Source organism: Acetobacter aceti NBRC 14818, from assembly GCF_000193495.2.
Classification (GTDB): Bacteria; Pseudomonadota; Alphaproteobacteria; order Acetobacterales; family Acetobacteraceae; genus Acetobacter; species Acetobacter aceti.
The window spans coordinates 46,964-65,165 of sequence record NZ_AP023410.1; the positions used below are offsets into that span (position 1 = coordinate 46,964).

16 protein-coding genes are annotated in these 18,202 nt (G+C 58.5%); 6 read left to right on the plus strand and 10 right to left on the minus strand.

Annotation, left to right across the window (positions count from 1 at the left end; genetic code table 11):
• Positions 1–266 precede the first annotated feature (266 nt).
• Genes gatB through gatC form a run of 3 tightly spaced genes read right to left on the minus strand, consistent with a single transcriptional unit; the run spans position 267 to position 3,495 of the window.
• Positions 267–1,724 carry an Asp-tRNA(Asn)/Glu-tRNA(Gln) amidotransferase subunit GatB gene (gene gatB / locus EMQ_RS00180; protein WP_010666629.1) on the minus strand — a complete coding sequence of 486 codons (1,458 nt, stop codon included), beginning with the start codon at positions 1,722–1,724 and terminating at the stop codon, positions 267–269.
• Positions 1,721–3,205: an Asp-tRNA(Asn)/Glu-tRNA(Gln) amidotransferase subunit GatA gene (gatA, locus tag EMQ_RS00185; RefSeq protein WP_010666630.1), complete on the minus strand. Its 1,485-nt coding sequence runs from the start codon at positions 3,203–3,205 to the stop codon at positions 1,721–1,723. The genes gatB and gatA overlap by 4 nt, the downstream gene beginning before the upstream one ends.
• Positions 3,205–3,495 carry an Asp-tRNA(Asn)/Glu-tRNA(Gln) amidotransferase subunit GatC gene (gene gatC, locus EMQ_RS00190; protein WP_010666631.1) on the minus strand — a complete coding sequence of 97 codons (291 nt, stop codon included), beginning with the start codon at positions 3,493–3,495 and terminating at the stop codon, positions 3,205–3,207. The genes gatA and gatC overlap by 1 nt, the downstream gene beginning before the upstream one ends.
• Positions 3,496–3,566: 71 nt before the next feature.
• Here gatC and ruvX point away from each other — a divergent pair, with 71 nt between their 5' ends.
• On the plus strand, positions 3,567–4,064 hold the full coding sequence (ruvX, locus tag EMQ_RS00195) for a Holliday junction resolvase RuvX (RefSeq protein ID WP_026199927.1): 498 nt from the start codon (positions 3,567–3,569) through the stop codon (positions 4,062–4,064).
• A gap of 39 nt (positions 4,065–4,103) precedes the next feature.
• Here the strand turns inward: ruvX and EMQ_RS00200 are convergent, their stop codons facing one another.
• Positions 4,104–5,144, minus strand: coding sequence for a hypothetical protein (locus EMQ_RS00200; protein ID WP_010666633.1), 1,041 nt, complete (start codon positions 5,142–5,144; stop codon positions 4,104–4,106).
• Positions 5,141–6,565 (minus strand): sensor domain-containing diguanylate cyclase, encoded by a 1,425-nt coding sequence (locus EMQ_RS00205; RefSeq protein ID WP_018307670.1) that lies wholly within the window; start codon positions 6,563–6,565, stop codon positions 5,141–5,143. The genes EMQ_RS00200 and EMQ_RS00205 overlap by 4 nt, the downstream gene beginning before the upstream one ends.
• A 151-nt stretch (positions 6,566–6,716) precedes the next feature.
• On the opposite strand from EMQ_RS00205, the gene dapD reads away from it, so the two are divergent.
• The 3 genes from dapD to EMQ_RS00220 are packed head-to-tail and all read left to right on the plus strand — an operon-like array spanning position 6,717 to position 9,358.
• On the plus strand, positions 6,717–7,565 hold the full coding sequence (dapD, locus tag EMQ_RS00210) for a 2,3,4,5-tetrahydropyridine-2,6-dicarboxylate N-succinyltransferase (protein ID WP_010666194.1): 849 nt from the start codon (positions 6,717–6,719) through the stop codon (positions 7,563–7,565).
• Positions 7,566–7,574: 9 nt separating this feature from the next.
• The gene (gene dapE, locus EMQ_RS00215) at positions 7,575–8,717 is read left to right on the plus strand and encodes a succinyl-diaminopimelate desuccinylase (protein ID WP_010666193.1); all 1,143 of its coding nucleotides are present in this window, start codon (positions 7,575–7,577) and stop codon (positions 8,715–8,717) included.
• Complete coding sequence (locus EMQ_RS00220) at positions 8,714–9,358, plus strand: hypothetical protein (RefSeq protein ID WP_010666192.1); 645 nt, start codon at positions 8,714–8,716, stop codon at positions 9,356–9,358. Before dapE ends, EMQ_RS00220 begins: the two co-directional genes overlap by 4 nt.
• On the opposite strand, the gene EMQ_RS00225 is transcribed toward EMQ_RS00220, so the two are convergent.
• From EMQ_RS00225 to EMQ_RS00245, 5 genes are all read right to left on the minus strand, one after another.
• Positions 9,300–10,475: a glycosyltransferase family 4 protein gene (locus tag EMQ_RS00225; RefSeq protein ID WP_010666191.1), complete on the minus strand. Its 1,176-nt coding sequence runs from the start codon at positions 10,473–10,475 to the stop codon at positions 9,300–9,302. The genes EMQ_RS00220 and EMQ_RS00225 overlap by 59 nt on opposite strands.
• Before the next feature lie 26 nt (positions 10,476–10,501).
• Positions 10,502–12,430 carry a heparinase II/III family protein gene (locus EMQ_RS00230; protein ID WP_010666190.1) on the minus strand — a complete coding sequence of 643 codons (1,929 nt, stop codon included), beginning with the start codon at positions 12,428–12,430 and terminating at the stop codon, positions 10,502–10,504.
• A 42-nt stretch (positions 12,431–12,472) separates the two neighbouring features.
• On the minus strand, positions 12,473–13,138 hold the full coding sequence (gene rpe / locus EMQ_RS00235; RefSeq protein WP_026199926.1) for a ribulose-phosphate 3-epimerase: 666 nt from the start codon (positions 13,136–13,138) through the stop codon (positions 12,473–12,475).
• Between the two features lie 424 nt (positions 13,139–13,562).
• On the minus strand, positions 13,563–14,210 hold the full coding sequence (locus EMQ_RS00240; protein ID WP_010666283.1) for a hypothetical protein: 648 nt from the start codon (positions 14,208–14,210) through the stop codon (positions 13,563–13,565).
• A gap of 11 nt (positions 14,211–14,221) precedes the next feature.
• Positions 14,222–15,604, minus strand: a complete 1,383-nt coding sequence (locus tag EMQ_RS00245; protein WP_010666282.1) for an RsmB/NOP family class I SAM-dependent RNA methyltransferase — start codon at positions 15,602–15,604, stop codon at positions 14,222–14,224.
• Between the two features lie 147 nt (positions 15,605–15,751).
• Here EMQ_RS00245 and EMQ_RS00250 point away from each other — a divergent pair, with 147 nt between their 5' ends.
• Together EMQ_RS00250 and EMQ_RS00255 are read left to right on the plus strand one after the other, a co-directional pair.
• Positions 15,752–16,786 (plus strand): hypothetical protein, encoded by a 1,035-nt coding sequence (locus tag EMQ_RS00250; RefSeq protein ID WP_010666281.1) that lies wholly within the window; start codon positions 15,752–15,754, stop codon positions 16,784–16,786.
• Between the two features lie 2 nt (positions 16,787–16,788).
• The gene (locus EMQ_RS00255; RefSeq protein WP_010666280.1) at positions 16,789–18,069 is read left to right on the plus strand and encodes a hypothetical protein; all 1,281 of its coding nucleotides are present in this window, start codon (positions 16,789–16,791) and stop codon (positions 18,067–18,069) included.
• Positions 18,070–18,202: the final 133 nt, after the last annotated feature.

Consider the following 18,202-nt stretch of genomic DNA (forward strand, 5'->3'; position numbering starts at 1 on the left):
CGGGTGGCACACGCGGGAGCAGTCTCCCGTTCGGAAAGGCTGGTGTTTATCAGTATCGTAGGGAAAAGCGCCAGAGCAAGGCAGAGAAACAGTCGGGTCTTGAGCGCACTCTGGTGACGCATCTGTCAAACGGGAGCGGTAGCGCTTTCCGTTTGACTCAATAGAAACAGGCTTATCCGTTCGAATGTTTCACGGAAAAGCCTGCTGCCAGTCGTGTGGCGTAATCCTTATCCAGCCAGACAATGAAATCTGGTCGGACAAGATCTTTAGCCGTCGAGTTTCTTGCGCAGGATGTCGTTAACGATAGCAGGGTTGGCCTTGCCGCCCGTCGCCTTCATCACCTGTCCGACAAAGAAGCCGAACAGCTTGTCCTTGCCGCCCTTATACTGTTCCACCTTGTCGCCGTTCTTGCTGATGATCTCATCAGCCGTCGCTTCGATGGCACCCGTATCCGTGACCTGCCGCAGACCCTTGCGATCCACGATGGCGAGCGGAGCCTCACCGGTCTCGAACATGTCTTCGAGCACTTCCTTGGCGATCTTGCCATTGATCGTGCCATCAGCAATCAGGTCGAGCATCGCGCCAAGATTGGCTGCGCTGACCGGGCTTTCCTCAATCGACTTGCCCGTACGGTTGAGCGCTGCGAAGAAATCGCCTGTGACCCATGCGGCAGCTGATTTGCCGTCACGTCCCTTGGCGACACTTTCATAGAAGTCCGCCGTTGCCTGCTCCGCAACCAGAACGCCCGCGTCATAAGCGGTGATCCCGTAATCCTGCTGAAAACGGGCGCGCTTTTCGTCCGGCAGTTCCGGCAGTGTCTGCTTGATCTGATCCACCCAGCTCTGCTCGATCACCAGCGGCAGAAGGTCAGGGTCGGGGAAGTAGCGGTAATCGTGCGCGTCTTCCTTGGAACGCAGCGAGCGTGTCTCACCCTTGTGCGGATCGAACAGGCGTGTCTCCTGATCGACCTCGCCGCCAGATTCCCAGATCTCGATCTGACGGGCTGCCTCGATCTCGATCGCCTGCATGACAAAGCGGATCGAGTTGACGTTCTTGATTTCGCAGCGCGTGCGGAACGGCTCGCTGGCGCTCTTGCGAACTGAAACGTTCACGTCGGCACGCATTGAGCCTTCTTCCATATTGCCGTCGCAGGTGCCGAGATAACGCAGGATCTGACGCAGCTTGCGGACATAGGCTCCGGCCTCTTCAGGGGAACGAATGTCCGGCTCACTGACGATTTCCATCAGCGCGACACCAGCACGGTTGAGGTCCACGAAGGAGCGCTTCGGGTCCTGATCGTGCATCAGCTTGCCCGCATCCTGCTCAAGATGCAGGCGCGTGATGCCGATATCGCGTGTGCTGCCGTCGGAAAGCTCGATCTGCACGACACCGGTGCCGATGATCGGATGTTCGAACTGGCTGATCTGATAACCGGTCGGCAGATCGGCATAGAAGTAGTTCTTGCGGTCGAAGCGGCTTTCCAGATTGATTCGCGCCTTCAGGCCGAGACCCGTGCGGACAGCCTGTTCGACGCAGGCCTGATTGATGACCGGCAGCATACCGGGAAAGCCAGCGTCAATCAGACTGACATGCGAATTCGGCTCACCCCCAAACAGGGTGGACGCGCCGGAGAACAGCTTCGACTTGCTGATGACCTGGGCATGAACCTCAAGACCGACGACGATTTCCCACGTGCCGGTGTTGCCTTCAATCGTGTAGCTCATGCGCTCACTCCTGCACGCAGGTCCGGACGGGCCGTGAACCCGGCGGCTTTTTCCAGAGCCGACCCGACCGCGATGATCGTTTCCTCGTCAAAATGCTTGCCGATCAACTGAAGACCAAGCGGCAGGCCCTTGTCGTCAAGCGCGACCGGCACTGACATGGCTGGCTGGCCGGCCATGCTGGCAGGCACGGTGAAGATATCGTTGAGATACATCTGCACCGGATCTTCCGGTTTCTCGTCGCGGGCGAAAGCCGCAGTCGGAGCCGTCGGGGTCAGCAGCACGTCCACTTTCTGGAAAGCCTGCGTGAAGTCGCGCTGGATCAGCGTGCGGACCTTCTGGGCCTTGAGGTAGTAGGCGTCGTAGTAACCAGCTGACAGCACATACGTGCCCATCAGGATACGGCGACGCACTTCCTCGCCAAATCCATTGTGACGGGTCTTTTCGTAAAGATCGTCAAGGCTGGTCGCGCCTTCAGCCCGCTCACCGAACCGCACGCCGTCATAGCGGGCAAGGTTGGACGAACATTCAGCTGGCGCGATAATGTAATAGGTCGCGAGACCGTATTTCGTGTGGGGCAGGGAGACGTCGACAATCTCGCAGCCAGCCTCGCGGAGCATGTCGATGCCCTTCTGCCAGACGGCCAGAATTTCTTCCGACATGCCCGGAGCGCGATACTCGGCAGGAATACCGACGCGCAGACCCTTCAGGCTGCGACCACACGCCGCACGGTAATCAGGAACAGCCACGTCCGCACAGGTGCTATCCTTCGGATCGTGACCCGCCATCGCGGTCAGCATGATTGCGGCATCTTCCACAGTGCGGGTCATCGGACCGGCCTGATCGAGTGAGCTTGCGAAGGCGATGGTGCCCCAGCGACTGCAACGCCCATAGGTCGGCTTCAGCCCGACGATACCGCAATAAGCCGCAGGCTGACGGATCGAACCACCGGTATCGGTGCCTGTCGCGCCCATCGCCATATGCGCAGCGACGGCTGCTGCGGAGCCACCGGACGAACCACCGGGAACCAGAACTGACGCGTCATCCTTGCGATGCCAAGGGTTCTCGACGCTACCGAAAGCGGACGTCAGATTGCCGGACCCCATGGCGAATTCGTCAAGATTGGTCTTGCCGAGAAAGATCGCGCCGTTTTCGAGCAGTTTCGCCGTGACGGTGCTCTCGTAAGGTGGCACGAAGTTGCCGATAATCTTGCTGGCGGCGGTCGTCCGCACACCGTTGGTGCAGAACAGATCCTTGATGCCGAGCGGAATGCCGGTCAGGGCAGGGGCTTCGCCAGCGGACAGGGTGCTGTCGGCCTTTTTGGCTGCTGCAAGTGCCTTGTCGGACGTGACAGTGATGTAGGCATTCACCCGCCCGTTCAACGCGTCGACGGCGTCGGTGTGCGCCTTTGTCAGTTCGACGGCGGAAAATTCTTTCTTGCGCAGACCTTCAGCGGCCTGTGCGATCGTGAGATCAGTCAGCATTATTCGACCACCTTCGGCACGGTGAAGAAGGGACCTTCACGGTCCGGGGCGTTCGACAACACCTTGTCCTGACAGTCGCCGTCAGTCACGGCATCCTCTCGGGGAAGAAGCGCCGCGTTGGTGCTGGTGCCGATCATGGGCGGTACGCCCTCGACATCAACTTCGTCGAGAATCTCGATCCAGCCGAGAATTCCTCCGAGCTGTGCGCGGACAGCTTCGATTTCCTGGTCGTCAAGCCCGATGCGGGCGAGCTTGGCAATGCGTCTCGTGGTCGCGAGATCGAGCGACATGAAGCAGAAACTCTCAAATCATGAAAAATAATGCTGGCGTCGCCGCCAGCGCGACACCATACCCTCAGGCGATGCCTCTGTTCAACATAACCGACCTCAGTGAAAAACTTTCCACCGGTCAACGGCTGCTGGGAATTGATCCCGGCGCGAAGACTGCGGGACTTGCGCTGTCAGATGTCATGCTGATGGTCGCCTCTCCGTATGGAGTTTTGAAACGCGAAAAACTTTCGGTTATGGCCCGGAAAATCGTGGAAATTGCTAGCGAGCAAGACGTGGGAGCGCTGGTAGTGGGGCTGCCGCTTTCCATGGATGGCGGATTCGGTCCGGCTGCACAGGCCGCCCGCGACTGGGCACAAGCTCTTTCCGATCAGATCGGGATTGCTGCCGTCTTATGGGATGAACGGTTTTCTTCCAGCGTTGTGAACCGCACCATCATTGGTGAAGCCGATCTGTCGCGGAAAAGACGTGGAGAAATCGTCGATAAGATGGCTGCTGCCTATATGTTGCAGGGCGTACTGGATTATCTCTCCATGCAGCGCAGCAGACATTCCCAATCGTTTGAAGAATAAAGGCAGCCTAATATAAAGGATCAGGCTGCTCTATCGGCTTCAGGCCGCGACAGCTGTGCACTTCTCTCTGAGAAAATCCAGTTGCCAGTTCAGCTCTTTCGGTGTCAGAGCGTAAGAACCGTCAGAAGACGGCAGAATGGCGCGTGTCGGCGGGATCAGGGCGAGATGGATCTGTACTGCGGCAGCCAGAGAGGCTGGCAGGCCTGCTTTCCATGACAGGGCCACAAGCCCTCGGGCATTTCGTCCGTTCAGCGTTTCCCTGATGACGTCCGGGGCAATATTCGGAGTGCGGGCAAGGATCTCGATAATGGCGTCGACATTGTCGTCGTGAAGGGCCTGCGTAGCCAGATCGACAATATTGTCATTCATGACCGTGGAAACAGGCGCGTTTCTGGTCGGTTTGATGACTTCTGACGTCGCCGCCAGCTCGAAGGAAAGCTCTCTTTCAATCTTGTGCTTCACCGGAGCGACGAGGTTCGCACAGCGCTCTCTCACAAGATTTTTCACCGTGGTAACGCACGCATATTCGAGCGTGGTCGGTCTTTCCGGTGACCGCTCCATTTCATCTAGAGCCGGTTCCAGCTCGGTTAGTGGACGTTCTGCCAGATGCTCAAGAATGGCGTGAGAGTGCACCGTCTTGGCCGATGAGACCATCTTTCCATTGTGCTGCCGGCGGCTGATTTCCTGCTCCAGCGTGGCGTCGTCAATCTCACCCATGAGACGGTCGGCAATGGAAGGAGATTCTGACAGTGGACCAACAATTGAGATGGCCTGTGCGTCGCCAGCGGCCTGGGCAATGACACGTCGCGCGCGCTGCCAGCTTTCGGCCATCAGAAGGTTCAGGGAGCTCTGCAGAGAGGTCGTCAGGGCTTCAATGCGTTGGGCGCTGAAATCAGGTCGAAGAGCCGAAATGCGGCTTTTCAGGCACTCCCATAATTCAGGCGCCGCCGTCATTGTGACAGTCGTTGTGGGACCACGCGACTTTTCGCGCAATGCAGGACTGATCGATCCGGGTGGAACGGAAGACAGCGAGCGCGTGGGCAGGATCTGAAAAAATTTTGGGTCTAATGAAGGATTCATGGTGAGGATTCTTCCAATGAAGTGTGCCAGCGAGCGCCTCCAGCGAGTTTCACGCTACGCATGGCAAAACTTGCGCGGTCGATAAGCGATTCGACGCTCTCGCCCGTTTCCCAATTCCGGGCGGCAAGGCCGACCGAGAAGGTGAGAGTGATGGGTTCCGCGACAAAAATGGCTGCGCCGTGCTGACAGAAGGCTTCCGCCCGTTCAGCAGCGACAAAATGATCAGCGCCATCAAGCCAGAGACCGAAAATGTCTCCCCCAAGTCGGCCAGCGAGATCTGTTGGACGAATGGCATCCCGCAGATAGCTGGCGACCTGTTGAAGGGCGCTATCGCCCGCTTCAAAACCGAAGCGGGCATTGATGTCAGAAAAACGGTCCAGACCGATGACCAGCAGGGTGCCGGACAGGCGTTCCCGATCAAGACGCGGCAGCCGCCGGGAGATTTCGGTCAGAAGACCGTTCCGGTTCAGCATGCCTGTGAGCGGATCAAACCGTGCATTGCGGGCCAACGCACGGTTGAGAGCGCTCATCTCGAGCGCGGAGGCGAATGTCGCCAGAGCGGCATCCGCCAGATTGGCGTCGTCCTGCGACCAGACGCCAACATTGTTTCTCCACAGCGCCATGGCGGCGGGAGCATTGTACCGGACGCGACTACGGCACAGGATGACGTCATGTCCCTCGATCTGCCTGATTTCCGGCTCGAATGAGAGATTGCCAGCTATCGGCTGCCGCAACATGCCCTCAATCATGGCGTCGAAAGAAGGTGTCGCAGTCTGAAGACGGTGGACAATTTCCTCATCGGAATCGTCTTCGTCGCTCTCCGTTTTTCCTTCCGGGGATTCGGAAATCAGCACGCCTCCGACAGCGCCAAGCATGGCGGCCAGCTCATCGAAGGCGGGTGGAATGCCAAGACGGGAGAGGGCGCGTGACCGCATCGTCGCGGTGATGCGTCGCACGATTTCGCTGTGAAGGCGTGCCACAGCAAGGTCGGCGTTTGATCCGACTTCATCGGATACATCAATGCCTAGCCCACGCACTCCGGCGTGCTGCCCATCCGGAGAAAGGAGAGGGGTTGCATAAACCAGCATGCAGCCAAAAGTGCTGTCGGCTCTTTTGATCCAGCAGCGGCGGCTACGGATAACATTTCGGGTTTTAAAAGGATTGGGGGCCGGAGCTGAATTGACACAGGGAAGGAGCCTGGTGCCTTCTTCCCCGATCAGTTCCTGATCATTCCATCCGAGTGCCGGACCGGCCTCGAAAAAGGTGAAACGGCCTTCATTGTCCGTTTCGAAAATAAAATCGGCAACCAGCTGCGCCAGGCTTTTCCAGCGGCGACGACTGGCGAGAAGCGCGTCCATCAGTTTGCCATCCTGACCGGGTGGCGACGATTCTGACGCAGGAGAGGAAGGCGTGGTGTTCATGCTTACGCATTTCATCCGGGAATAGTTTCTGTCTCGTTAAGAGCCGGTTGCGTTGACAGAAGATGCCCTGAACAGCATGGTCCGCCCTTCAGGTAACCTGTGCTGGCCCATTGGCAGGGTCGCCTTTCAGCTATTTTGACTGTGGAAGACGATGAGCGAAGACAAACTCAGATCCCGGATCGAAGCGCTTTGGGAAGCGCGCACCACTGTGTCGCCAGCCACGACCGGGGATGACCGGTCTGCGATCGAGACAGCCCTTGAAGGACTGGACTCCGGTCGTCTCCGCGTCGCCGAACCCGGCGAGGCAGGCTGGACGGTTCATGAATGGCTGAAAAAAGCCGTTCTGCTGTCTTTCCGCCTGTTTGATAATGCGATCATCGAAGGTGGTGCTGCAGGCGCTCCGGCGTTTGACAAGGTGCCGCTCAAGTTCGCAGGCTGGGATGCAGCGCGCTTTGCAGAAGCAGGCTTCCGCGCTGTTCCGGGCTCTGTCGTCCGCCGTTCAGCCTTCATCGCACCAGGTGTCGTGCTGATGCCGAGCTTCGTGAATGTCGGTGCGCGTGTTGATTCCGGCACCATGATCGACACATGGGCGACCGTCGGCAGCTGCGCGCAGATCGGCAAGAACTGTCACATCAGTGGCGGCGCGGGAATCGGCGGCGTGCTGGAGCCTCTGCAGGCGGCTCCTGTCATCATCGAGGACGACTGCTTCATCGGCGCTCGCTCCGAAGTGGCTGAAGGCGTAATCGTTGAGCGTGGCTCCGTGCTGTCGATGGGCGTGTTCCTTGGCGCTTCCACCAAGATCATCGATCGTGCGACGGGCGAGGTCTTCATGGGTCGCGTTCCGGCCTACTCCGTGGTTGTGCCGGGTTCGCTGCCAGCCAAGGTGCCTCTGAACGCCAATGGTCAGCCCAACCCGTCTCTGGCCTGCGCCGTGATCGTCAAGCGTGTGGATGAACGGACTCGTTCCAAGACGTCCATCAACGATCTGCTGCGCGACTGAGAATACTCCATGACGCATGCGCTTGATGTTACCGCCCTCGCTTCTGACCTGATTCGTCATCCATCCGTCAGTCCGGATCCCGGCGAATCCCAGACCGCTCTGGGCGAAACATTAAGCGCCATGGGGTTTGAGGTTTTCCATCTTCCCTTCGGCGAAGGGGCGGAGCGTACGCCCAATCTCTTTGCCCGACGCGGCAAGGGTGGTCCTCATCTCTGCTTTGCCGGGCATACGGACGTTGTCCCGCCCGGACAGCAGGGATGGCAGCATGGGCCGTTTGCAGGCTCCGTGGAGCAGGGCATTCTCTACGGACGAGGCGCCTGCGACATGAAAGGCGGTATTGCCGCCTTCGTCGCCGCAGTGTCCTCCTTTCTTGAAAACACGCCCGAACCTCAGGGTTCCATCAGCCTTCTCATTACCGGCGACGAGGAAGGTCCCGCCCGCTTTGGCACCGTCAAGGTGCTGGAGTGGATGAAGGTCCATGACCAGATTCCGGACTTCTGCGTGGTGGGTGAGCCCACTAACCCGACGGTCATGGGCGAAGTCATCAAGATCGGACGCCGCGGCAGTATCAATGTCCGTATTACGCTGAAGGGACGACAGGGCCATGTGGCCTATCCCCACCGTGCTGATAATCCGGTCCATCGGCTGATCCGCATCCTGAGCGAACTGACGGAAAAACCGCTGGATGAGGGTTCAGAGTGGTTTGAGCCCTCCAGTCTTCAGGTGACGAGCGTGGATGTCGGCAATACCGCCACCAACGTCATTCCGGCGGAAGCAAAAGCGGCTCTGAACATCCGCTTCAATGATCTGCACACCGGAGCATCGCTGAGGGAGTGGATCGAAACTGTCTGTCACCGACATGCCCCTGACTGTCAGGTCGAAGCCAGCATCAGTGGGGAATCGTTTCTCACCCAGCCTGGCCCGGAGCTGAACGCTCTGAAAGTGTCGGTTCAGGATGTGACGGGCAGGGAACCTCGTCTGGATACGGGCGGAGGCACCTCGGATGCCCGCTTTATCGCCCTGTACTGCCCCGTGGCGGAATTCGGTCTTGTCGGGGCGAGTATGCACCAGATTGACGAGCATGTAGCCGTTTCAGATCTCGATACCCTGAAGCGTGTTTACGAACGGCTTTTGGAAAGGACAGTGGCGTGAGCGGCGTTTTCAAAGGCAACACGACGCCCAATCCAAAAGCGATTCTGGAAGGCATGACGCTGCTTGCCAGCGGAAAATCCGAAGGCATTCAGCGTTTCGGCAATTCAGTCGAGAATTTTCTGGCAGCCCTCGCGCCCGGTCTGGCGATGTGCATCGTAGGCCTGCTGACAGTTGCGTTGCAGAAAGAACCCGTCCTCGGTTTCATCCGTGTCGAACTGTCCTTCTGCACGCTGCTCGCACTTCCGGTGATTTCCTGGTTCTTTGCGAAAAAATGGGGACGCGAGGAACTCTGGTTGCGCTATGCAACTGCCGCCAGCTGGTGTGAGTGGATAACTGTTCTGGTGTCCGCTGTCGCAATGGCTATGGGAAGTCTGCTGTTTTCGTCACTTGCCGAGACGAACGGATTTGCCATGGCGATTGTCTTCAGCAGCGATCTTTACGGACTCTGGCTAGGTGTCTTCGTGGCCAAAGTCGGCCTGCGTCTGAGCTGGCCACGCGCCATTCTCCTGTATGGAACGACGTTCTGTTTCGCCCTGATCTGCTACGGTCTGGCCTCGCTGCTGCCGCCTCACTACAACTTCATCAACGATCTTTTGCAGCCTGTTGTGACAGCGCAGGCTTCTTCCTCTTCCGTAACCTGATCTGCGTCCCTGTTGTCAGGAGTGCTGCAGTTTTTGTCAGGACGCTTGATTCGTTGAACAGAGCAAGAGCGCGCACAAGCCCGGCCTTTCCCATAGTCGTCCGTAAGAACTGATCCCCGACGAGCCTGTTCAGCGCTTCGGAAAGAGGGGCGCTCTTTCCCGCCGGAACAAGTAGTCCTGTTTCGCCCTGCACAACCTGTTCCCGCGAGCCTCTGATATTTGTGGCCACCACAGGAAGACCAGTCAGCATGGCTTCGATGATCGACATCGGAAGACCTTCAAAATGACTGGGGAGCGTGAAGATATCCGCAGCTGCGAGGAGCGCTGGAATGTCCGAACGGTATCCCAGCATACGCAGCCTACCACCGAGAGCATCATGAGCGCGTCGGAAATACGGTTCCAGCACCTCTCCATGGTCGCTTGAGAGCCGTTCGCCCACAATCCAGAGTTCCGCGTCAGGAACGCTTTCCATTGCAGCCAGAAGCTCAGGATAGCCCTTATGCCTGACTAGCCTTGAGACGGCGATAATCACGACACGGTCTGACGGGACATTCAGCGACTGCCTGATCCGTTCACGCGCACCCGGATCAGGATGGAACAGGTGAGGATCACGGCCATTTCCAACTGCTATGGGATTGGAATGGATATGCAGACGCCGGGCGTCCTGTGCCTCTTCCTGCGAAACGGTCAGATAGATATCGGTGAGGCGTCCGGCCAGCCATTCGAGCGTGAATGCCAGCGCGTGACGGACAAAGGAGCCGGGCTGATTGAACAGGTAGCCATGGCAGGTATAGGCGATGCAGGGAACGCCACAAAGTTTGGCAGCCAAACGCGCCAGAAGCCCGCTGATCGGCATGTGCGCGTGCACCAGATCCGGTTTTTCCTGACGGATGACCCGAATCAGTGCGACGAAGGCCCGCGCCTGTGCCTTTATTGAAAAGGACCGAGCCATCGGCACAGTAACGATCCGAAAGCCTTCCGCCCGCGCATCCTGAAGAAGAGGCCCTTCGGCGCAGCAGCCGATGACATCGTGACCTTCCGTCCGCAACTGCCGCATCAGCGGCAGCAGGAAGTGACGAAGTGAAAAATCGACGTTGGTGACCTCAAGGATCTTCACGGTGTTTCCCTGCCCGCAGCCTGACTTCAGGCGTCAAGGCGCGTGAAGGCCCATCGGATGGCATTGGCCAGAACAGGGGGCACTGGCGGAGGAGGTAATTCCATGTCCGAAGCCTCATCCTTTCGGATACCGTCTTCGGCTGGGCTGTCTTCCTGATCGCTGGTCTGCGCAGTTTCCGATGCGTCATTTTCAGAGAGCGGACCAGGAGCCTTTTCCTGATCTACTGTGTCCTCGGTTTCTTTCGCGGCTTCAATGGCTTTGGCCAAAGGCGTCTGTTCTTTTACCTCTTCCTCAGACTCTGAAGAGGGCGGAGGCGTCGGTTCGGCTTCAGACTGCTGGGACACCGTCTCATTCGGTTTTTCAGGCGAGGTTTCTGGCTGGCTGTTCACATCAACAGTCGGAACCGCAGGCTGGACCTCAGATGGCCGCACAACAATCTGCTGCGTGGGCATTGGATCCTTGAACCCGAAATAAATGCTGTCTTCTATCGTGGAATAACCGTTGCTGCGGAATCTCCAGACTTCGTCACCGGCATGCAGAAGGATGTCTGTTTCTTCCAGTTCGACACGCACGGAAGGATGGAGATGGAAACGCAGAACAAATTCAGGTGGAGCGCCTGCCGTATCAAGCCTGTCCTCTCCCCGAAGATCGGATCCCTCGCCGGAGAGAAACAGACGTCTGCGGTAAGAGCCACAACCCACCGGACGATAGCAGTCTGACGCCAGTTCGATCATATGGTCGATGCCAGAGACAGAATGCTCCCATGTGACATCAGGCCGCACATCCACAGAGCCGTCCCGCCGCCAGAGCACGGGAGGACAGGCCGGGATCGACAGCACGGAATGCGCGGGCGCGTCTCTCAGGGCCTCGTGCCAGCCGGCGCGCGGGCTGGCGCCGCAATTGACGATAATCTGTGAGCGCCCGGAAGACAGCTCCATCGACATCAGACCACCATGGGCGAGGGCGTCAAATCCTTTGGGCGGAGGTCCACCCGCATCCACAAACAGAACGGTATTGCCGGATGTCGCTCTCACAAAACGTCCATCGCGCATGTTGCGGGCGAGAATGTTTCCACGCGGCATGGCGCGGGCGATAATCAGATTGATCAGGGCCGGATCATGCGGCCATGTGCCGTTGAACAGGGCAAGACGACCGTCCCCATGACGAAAGGCGCGGAGCACCGGAGCCATGCGATCAAGTGCTGAGGCAAGCGTGGTCGGCATCGGGATACGGGCCGACTGCAGCATCAGGCGCATCTCGGCCAGTTCCCGCAGCACGAGAAGCTGTGCGCCGGGACTGCGGGAGGCATGGCACCCGTCCGGCAGAACCTGCATGTCCAGCTCGGGGTCAATCAGCTTCATGTAGCGGCTGAGAAAGGCTTTCTGCTCCGGAATGGCGACCGCCGTGGCCAGTAGACCCTTCAGGCCGCGCAGGGTCGTCCAGTCATGACGGTCTGTCGGCAGGATGGCGGCAAGCGTCCGGGCTTCGAGGACGATCCTCTGAAGAAGCGCCCGACGATAGTCCTCATCAGCGGAGGCTGCGAAAAAATCGTATTGCGCCAGCCATGCGGCGATACGGGCTCCGGTTGTCGAGGAGTCTTCCAGCAGTGTCATGCCGATGGGCTGGGCAATCCAGTCCGCGACAAGAGCGCGTGCCTGCGCGCGTGCAGACTCTGAACCGAGTTCCCTCAGATCCCGTAACCATTCAAAACTCTGGAACCAGTCGCGAAACAAAGGCGACCATGTTTCGTCAGACCAGACACCTTTCCGGATCGAGATGGTTTCACCGCCGTGGGAGGCTGTACCACGGACAAGCAACTCACCGTTACCGGCATCGCCGGGCCAGAGGTCACGAACAGTCTGTGCCGGAGTGGAGGGGATGGATCTCAGGCCACCCAAAGGACCGAGCAGCGCAAAAGAAAGTCGCGCATCACGCCACCATCGGCCCAGACCCATACTCAAGCTCCTCCTTCAACCGGGATTACACGACTGCGGTTTTTAGTTGCTGTTCCTTAGCGCCCTGATGGCGGCCGCATAATCCTCACGTCCGTAAACCGCGCTTCCTGCAATCAGAACGTCCGCACCTGCGGCAGTGGCTAGAGGAGCGGTTTCCGGATCAATGCCGCCGTCGACGGCCAGCCGGATTGATTTGCCAGATGACTTTATCATGCCGCGCAAGGTGCTGATTTTCCGAAGCTGGCTATGCAGGAATTTCTGCCCGCCAAATCCCGGATTGACGGACATCACAAGAATGAGATCCACTATGTCGAGCACTTCCGACAGGGCTTCCGGCGGTGTGGCAGGGCAGAGCGAAACGCCTGCCTTTACGCCAAGCGCCTGAATGGCCTGTAGGGAACGGTGCAGATGAGGACCGGCCTCCGCATGGACCGTAATATGGTCGGCCCCGGCACTGGCGAATGCTTCCAGATAGGGATCGACGGGCTCGATCATGAGATGCACATCGAACGGCAGCTTCGAGTGGGGACGAAGCGCTTTGACGATGGCCGGACCGAAAGAAATATTCGGCACAAAGTGACCATCCATCACATCCAGATGGACCCAGTCGGCACCGGCTTTTTCTATAGCCGCAACCTCTTCGCCCAGTCGGGCGAAGTCGGCGGCCAGAATGCTCGGTGCAATCAGAGGAGAAGAAATGCTGGTCATGGCCTCGTTATCGGCAAACATCGGAAAGGGCGCAACAGGAGTTCTGAGGGGTTCTGCATAAAATGAGTAAAGCTGGTCTTTGTCGTCTTCTTTTTTGTTACAAATAAAACAGTTTCCTGATGATCACGATGAATTGGCAATCAGTCATTAAGATGGCGAACCGAATGGACTGCTCCTGTTTGTTTCAGACAGGCCGTCAGTTCGAGGCATCAACACCCGGTAGAGGCGTGCAGAAGTTCGATGGTCTGAAAGCAGATCATTACGATCAGGTCGTGAGTCCGAGTAATGGACTGCCTTGGTGTGGAAATCTTTAAAAACACAGCAGATTTACAGGAAAATTATTGATGTCTTCGCGTGAACGGCTTCCGGTAATCTGAACCCCTCACAATCCGGTGCATCAGTCAGTGCACACCGGCTAGCGGGGCTAAAGACAGAAAGAAACATGCCCGGCGCGATTATCCGAAAGACAGGGACGATCACCGGGAACGTGCTGGAAACTGAGAGCAACAGGGGCGCGCCAGACTTTCAGGGCCGCCACTTCCTGCGCAAGCAACTGCGTTTTCGCATCATCCGATTGCGGAAAACCAGCAATAGCCGTTGCGGAAGACAGAGCCGGCATCTCTTTCCAGACCGGCGTGGAAAAAGCCTGAAAGGCTGATGCGGCATCTTCAATCAGCAGAGACAGAGTGCGACTGCCGAAAGCCACGCCTGAAACAGTGGCAAGAGACTGCTTTGCAAGGAACAGTGCGCCAAGCGGAAAGCCCTCACCGCCGCTATAGCTCGCCAGAGCAATGTCTGATGCCTCCGGAAAGCGGAAGAACGTCGTCTGATGACGCCCTGTCCAGGAATCGCCGGAATGAATCATGCAGCCTGTATGAGGGGACGGGATGCGAAAGAACCAGCGTTCGAACAGTTCCTTCTGATACCAGAGCAACCTGCCTGACGGAGAGGTAGCCTGCCTGCTGGTCACAAAATTCAGGACAGCGCGCAACCCCGGAAGAACACCGAGCATCTCACGCCACAGGATGCGTCCTTCCGGCGTATCGATATGCTCTATCCGGGCTGCTTCCATCCCGCTGTCCTTCAGCTTTCCTTGACGAAGCGTGCCGCGAAGAAGCCGTCCATTCCGCCAAGATCCGGCCAGAGACCGGGGTGAGTGCGCACCCATCCTTCAGGCGTCAGGGCCTCGGGAAGATCCTGCATCTCTTCCGGTCTGATCGGGTCGGCTTTCAGTCCGAACTGACCGGCGATCTTGCGGGCCTGATCCGGCCCTTCTTCCTGCTGAAGCGAGCACACGGCGTAAACAAGACGACCGCCCGGTTTCAGCATCCGTGCAGCAGCCGCGAGAAGCCCTGTCTGCGCTTCAATCAGCGCCGCCAGATCACGCGGCCGCTTGATCCACAGTGCATCAGGATGACGACGTGCCGTCCCGGTGGCGGAACACGGCGCATCCAGCAGAATGGCGTCGAGCGGCGCCACCGGCTGCCATGCCGCCGCATCGGCACAGACTGTTTTGACCATGTCGAGCTTCAGGCGCGTGAGATTTTCTTTCAGCCGTTCCAGACGGGCCGGATCACGCTCCAGCGCCGTCACCTGAGCGCCGGTGCAGGCAAGCTGTGCCGTTTTGCCACCGGGAGCCGCACAGAGATCGGCCACATGCTCACCCGGTTTCGCAGCAAGAAGACGTGCCGGAAGAGCGGCAGCGGCGTCCTGCACCCAGAACGTGCCTTCCTCGAAACCGGGCAGATCGGGAACACGGGTTCCAGCCGGGAAGCGCACCGATCCGGTTGGAAGGACAATTCCTTCCTCCATCGGCGGCGCATCGGGCTTCAACGTCAGATCGAGCGGCGCTTCCTGCGCCAGACCGCGGGCGATTCTGCGCGCCACGCCCGGACCGAGATATTTCCACGAAGACCACATCCAGCCGGGGATGTTCAGCCGTTCCTGATCAAGTCCTTCCAGCAGCGTCGCACCCTGTGTGGCGACCTTTCGCAGCACGGCGTTCGCCAGTCCGGCAAAGGGCGCGAGGTCACGGCGACGCAGCAGATTGACCGTGGTGCCAACAGCTGCATGCGGCGGTGTCTCAAGGAACAACAACTGACAGGCGCCAATCAGGAGCGCCACGCGGACAGGTTCCGGAGGCTGCTTGCGGAGGAAAGGCTCGAGTACAGCCGACAGCGTGCCCAGATGACGAAGAGTCGCGGCTCCCAGACGATGGGCAGCCGCACGGTCGCGCGGCTCGGCCTCACGCGCTTCCTGCGACCGGCCGAGCGTCGTTTCCAGCATGCGACGGTTTTCGATGACGCCCCGCACGATGTCGTAAGCGATTTCCCGTGTCGGATCCGGCACAACCGGCGCGGCGGGCGCACGGGAGCGGCCTGATCGGGCCTGTCCGTTTCTGGAGGGGCCGGTCTTTTTCGATCCGTTGCGGGAGCGGGGCTGCGAGGTGTTTGACGGAATGTTCATTGTTCCCGGTGTGAATATCGGATGGCGAGGACATCGCACGTCAGGCTGGCCGGTGCCAGTAGGTTTTTAGCCGCTGGCAGGTTTTTAGCAGTACGTTTTCAGTGAGCGCATTTCGTATTTCACATCATACTGGATGTTTGAAAGGACATGGCCGGACTGCCCATGGAGACTCTCATCGTCGATCCTGTCCCGATGCGGCAGACACTTTCTCTTGCTACCGGGATCACCATTTTTCTCCCGACTGCCAGCCCCCTTTGTGGTGGCATGGCTCTCAGGGTTTACCCCGATGAACGGCCTCAGCTTCTCGTGCCCAACCCCTTGGGGACCGGTGTGATGGTCGCCGGAGTAGAAGGACAGGACAGTCTGGGCTTCACCCTGACATCATTCGACCGGGTGCTCATCCGCCAGATAGCCTCTTTCAAGACCCTGACGCCACAGGACGTCAGGGAGCGGTTTCTTGACACGGCTGTCAAAGGATTCGCGGGGCGCGAGACGCAGAAACTTGCCCGCATTGCAACTAACGGACGCACCGTCAGGCGGGCAGCCATTCATCGGAAAGTGTCTGAACTGCTCACCGGCATTCCCGTGCATCCCGATCTGTCGGCCTATCTGGAGAATATTTTTTTCCATCTCGGATTTGCTCCGGAGTGCATACGCGCAGGAAGAGGGGCGTTTGCACTCAATGAACGCACTCCACCCCGTCTGGCGATTATCCGGAATGCATTGAGAGGACTGGCTCCTTCCCTCAATTCTCTCGAAGGGAATGCCCTGACGACATCAGCTGTGATCATGGTGGCCACGGAAGCGCTGCGACGCATTGAGGCTCTCTATGGAGCGCATGCAGGACTTCTCAACGATCCGGCCCGTCTCGCGCATTTCAATGTCTCGTATGAGGGGGCGATCAGGGAAATCGCCACCCTTGATGGCTGGGTACGCTTTGCCTTGATGCTTGAGGAGATCCCCCGTGCGCCATGTGCTGTGCACATGCTGGCCGATCTGGCGTCGCTGGCGCAGATTCTGTCTCACAGCAATCATGCGTCGGCAGCACGTTCCCCTTTGGCCAGTGTAAGCAGGCCATCAATCGCGTCCTGGCCGCATGAAGTTGATCGCGGCCTCTATATCGAAGAACGCAACGAGAGACTGCTTCACATGAGTCTCCTTTACGATATCAAGGAGAACTGAGGATGGCGCTTCCTGTCCTGTCCTATGGCAGGCGTGATCAGTTTTCTGCTGAGGGGCCCGTTGCGACCTCATTCACGCTGCTGTTCCGCCCGCTGTGGCCGATCATCGTTCCCTCCACGGAGTGGATGCGGTCAAGCGAGCTTGCCCTGCGGTCCATCCCGGATACGTTGCTGGAGCCACTGCGTATCTGGATCATGAACTGTTTTCCGCAGGAGCATCTTGTCGAGAAGCTTATTGAGCTGGGCGACGGGCTGCATCTGCCTGAGAGAGATCCACTGGATGAGATGGAATGGGCGGACCCTTTGTGGCGTGCCTCGCAGATGCTGTGGCAGCGTGCCGCCGATGTCCTTTCACGTCCGATACCACCTGCCGTGTTGGAAGAAATGTCCGAGACTTCGGGCATCAGGACGGCGAGCATTGAAGCGCTTCTTCCCGCAATCCAGATTGTCTTTGCGGGTGCGCGACACTTCTTTCAGTCCAGAAAAGCAGTGGTGCCGGTCGTTCCTGACCGAAATGATCTCGCCCTGCTTCTGAAAGAGGCGGCGGCAAGAGGCGTCACGGCGTGGTGTTTCACTTTGGCGCTGCTCATGGCGTCCAGAAACGAGATCGATATTATCCTTCCGACCGCTCGTGCGGTGGCGCATATCCAGCCGGACGCCAGGGTGTGGCTGGAGCTCTGTGATCTGGCCATTATGGGTGTCTACGACCTGTTCAACGCCCGGTGTGATCGGATCAGCAGGGAAATCACCCGGATCAAATCCGTGGAAAGATCGGAGCGTCGGGTTCTTCTCTGGCTGGAGGCGAATGAACAGGCGACAATCCATGCCCTCATCCGCTTTGCCGGACGCTGCTCGATTTACGGTGCAGCAGCGGCTGCGTTGGGGGAGTCCGTCGCCAGGGCGGCAAAAGCCCAGTTTACTCTGCTTGTGCAGGAAGATCTGCTGATCGGCTGGCCGGTCACGACATGGCCTGACTCCCTGATGATCTCTTTTGAGGCAGGCAACCGTCGCTTCCGTCAGCTTGCTGCTTTTGGCAGCAGCTTTTCCCGTTTTTCGGATTATCGTGGCGGGATTGACCAACTGACGGCCCATTACATGGATGACCGGATAACCGGTCTGAGTTTCGCTGAAAAAATACATGCCTGTGAAATGCTTGAGGCGTCGCAGAAGCCGTCACCATTACTGATGGATTATCTCAAAAGTCTGCCGCCGCCAGTGCAGGGTAAGACTTTCGTACGCAGGAGTGTGTCTCTCACCATGCCGTGGTCTGAAACTGCCCGTTGAACCAGAGCAGAGGCGCGCAGAGAGGCGGGTGGGTGCGTCATCAGTCTGAATACGCTACGAGGGAGACGCCTTTGGCAGCCTGAAGATTTTTCTGCGAGCGACAGACCTGATGCCACGTCCCGAAGACCGATTG

Excerpts from the sequence above, each read along its gene's own strand:
- gatB (WP_010666629.1), bottom strand. The coding sequence starts at position 1,724 with ATGAGCTACACGATTGAAGGCAACACCGGCACGTGGGAAATCGTCGTC.
- gatA (WP_010666630.1), bottom strand. The coding sequence starts at position 3,205 with ATGCTGACTGATCTCACGATCGCACAGGCCGCTGAAGGTCTGCGCAAG.
- gatC (WP_010666631.1), bottom strand. The coding sequence starts at position 3,495 with ATGTCGCTCGATCTCGCGACCACGAGACGCATTGCCAAGCTCGCCCGC.
- ruvX (WP_026199927.1), top strand. The coding sequence starts at position 3,567 with ATGCCTCTGTTCAACATAACCGACCTCAGTGAAAAACTTTCCACCGGT.
- EMQ_RS00200 (WP_010666633.1), bottom strand. The coding sequence starts at position 5,144 with ATGAATCCTTCATTAGACCCAAAATTTTTTCAGATCCTGCCCACGCGC.
- EMQ_RS00205 (WP_018307670.1), bottom strand. The coding sequence starts at position 6,565 with ATGAACACCACGCCTTCCTCTCCTGCGTCAGAATCGTCGCCACCCGGT.
- dapD (WP_010666194.1), top strand. The coding sequence starts at position 6,717 with ATGAGCGAAGACAAACTCAGATCCCGGATCGAAGCGCTTTGGGAAGCG.
- dapE (WP_010666193.1), top strand. The coding sequence starts at position 7,575 with ATGACGCATGCGCTTGATGTTACCGCCCTCGCTTCTGACCTGATTCGT.
- EMQ_RS00230 (WP_010666190.1), bottom strand. The coding sequence starts at position 12,430 with ATGGGTCTGGGCCGATGGTGGCGTGATGCGCGACTTTCTTTTGCGCTG.
- rpe (WP_026199926.1), bottom strand. The coding sequence starts at position 13,138 with ATGACCAGCATTTCTTCTCCTCTGATTGCACCGAGCATTCTGGCCGCC.
- EMQ_RS00240 (WP_010666283.1), bottom strand. The coding sequence starts at position 14,210 with ATGGAAGCAGCCCGGATAGAGCATATCGATACGCCGGAAGGACGCATC.
- EMQ_RS00245 (WP_010666282.1), bottom strand. The coding sequence starts at position 15,604 with ATGAACATTCCGTCAAACACCTCGCAGCCCCGCTCCCGCAACGGATCG.
- EMQ_RS00250 (WP_010666281.1), top strand. The coding sequence starts at position 15,752 with ATGGCCGGACTGCCCATGGAGACTCTCATCGTCGATCCTGTCCCGATG.
- EMQ_RS00255 (WP_010666280.1), top strand. The coding sequence starts at position 16,789 with ATGGCGCTTCCTGTCCTGTCCTATGGCAGGCGTGATCAGTTTTCTGCT.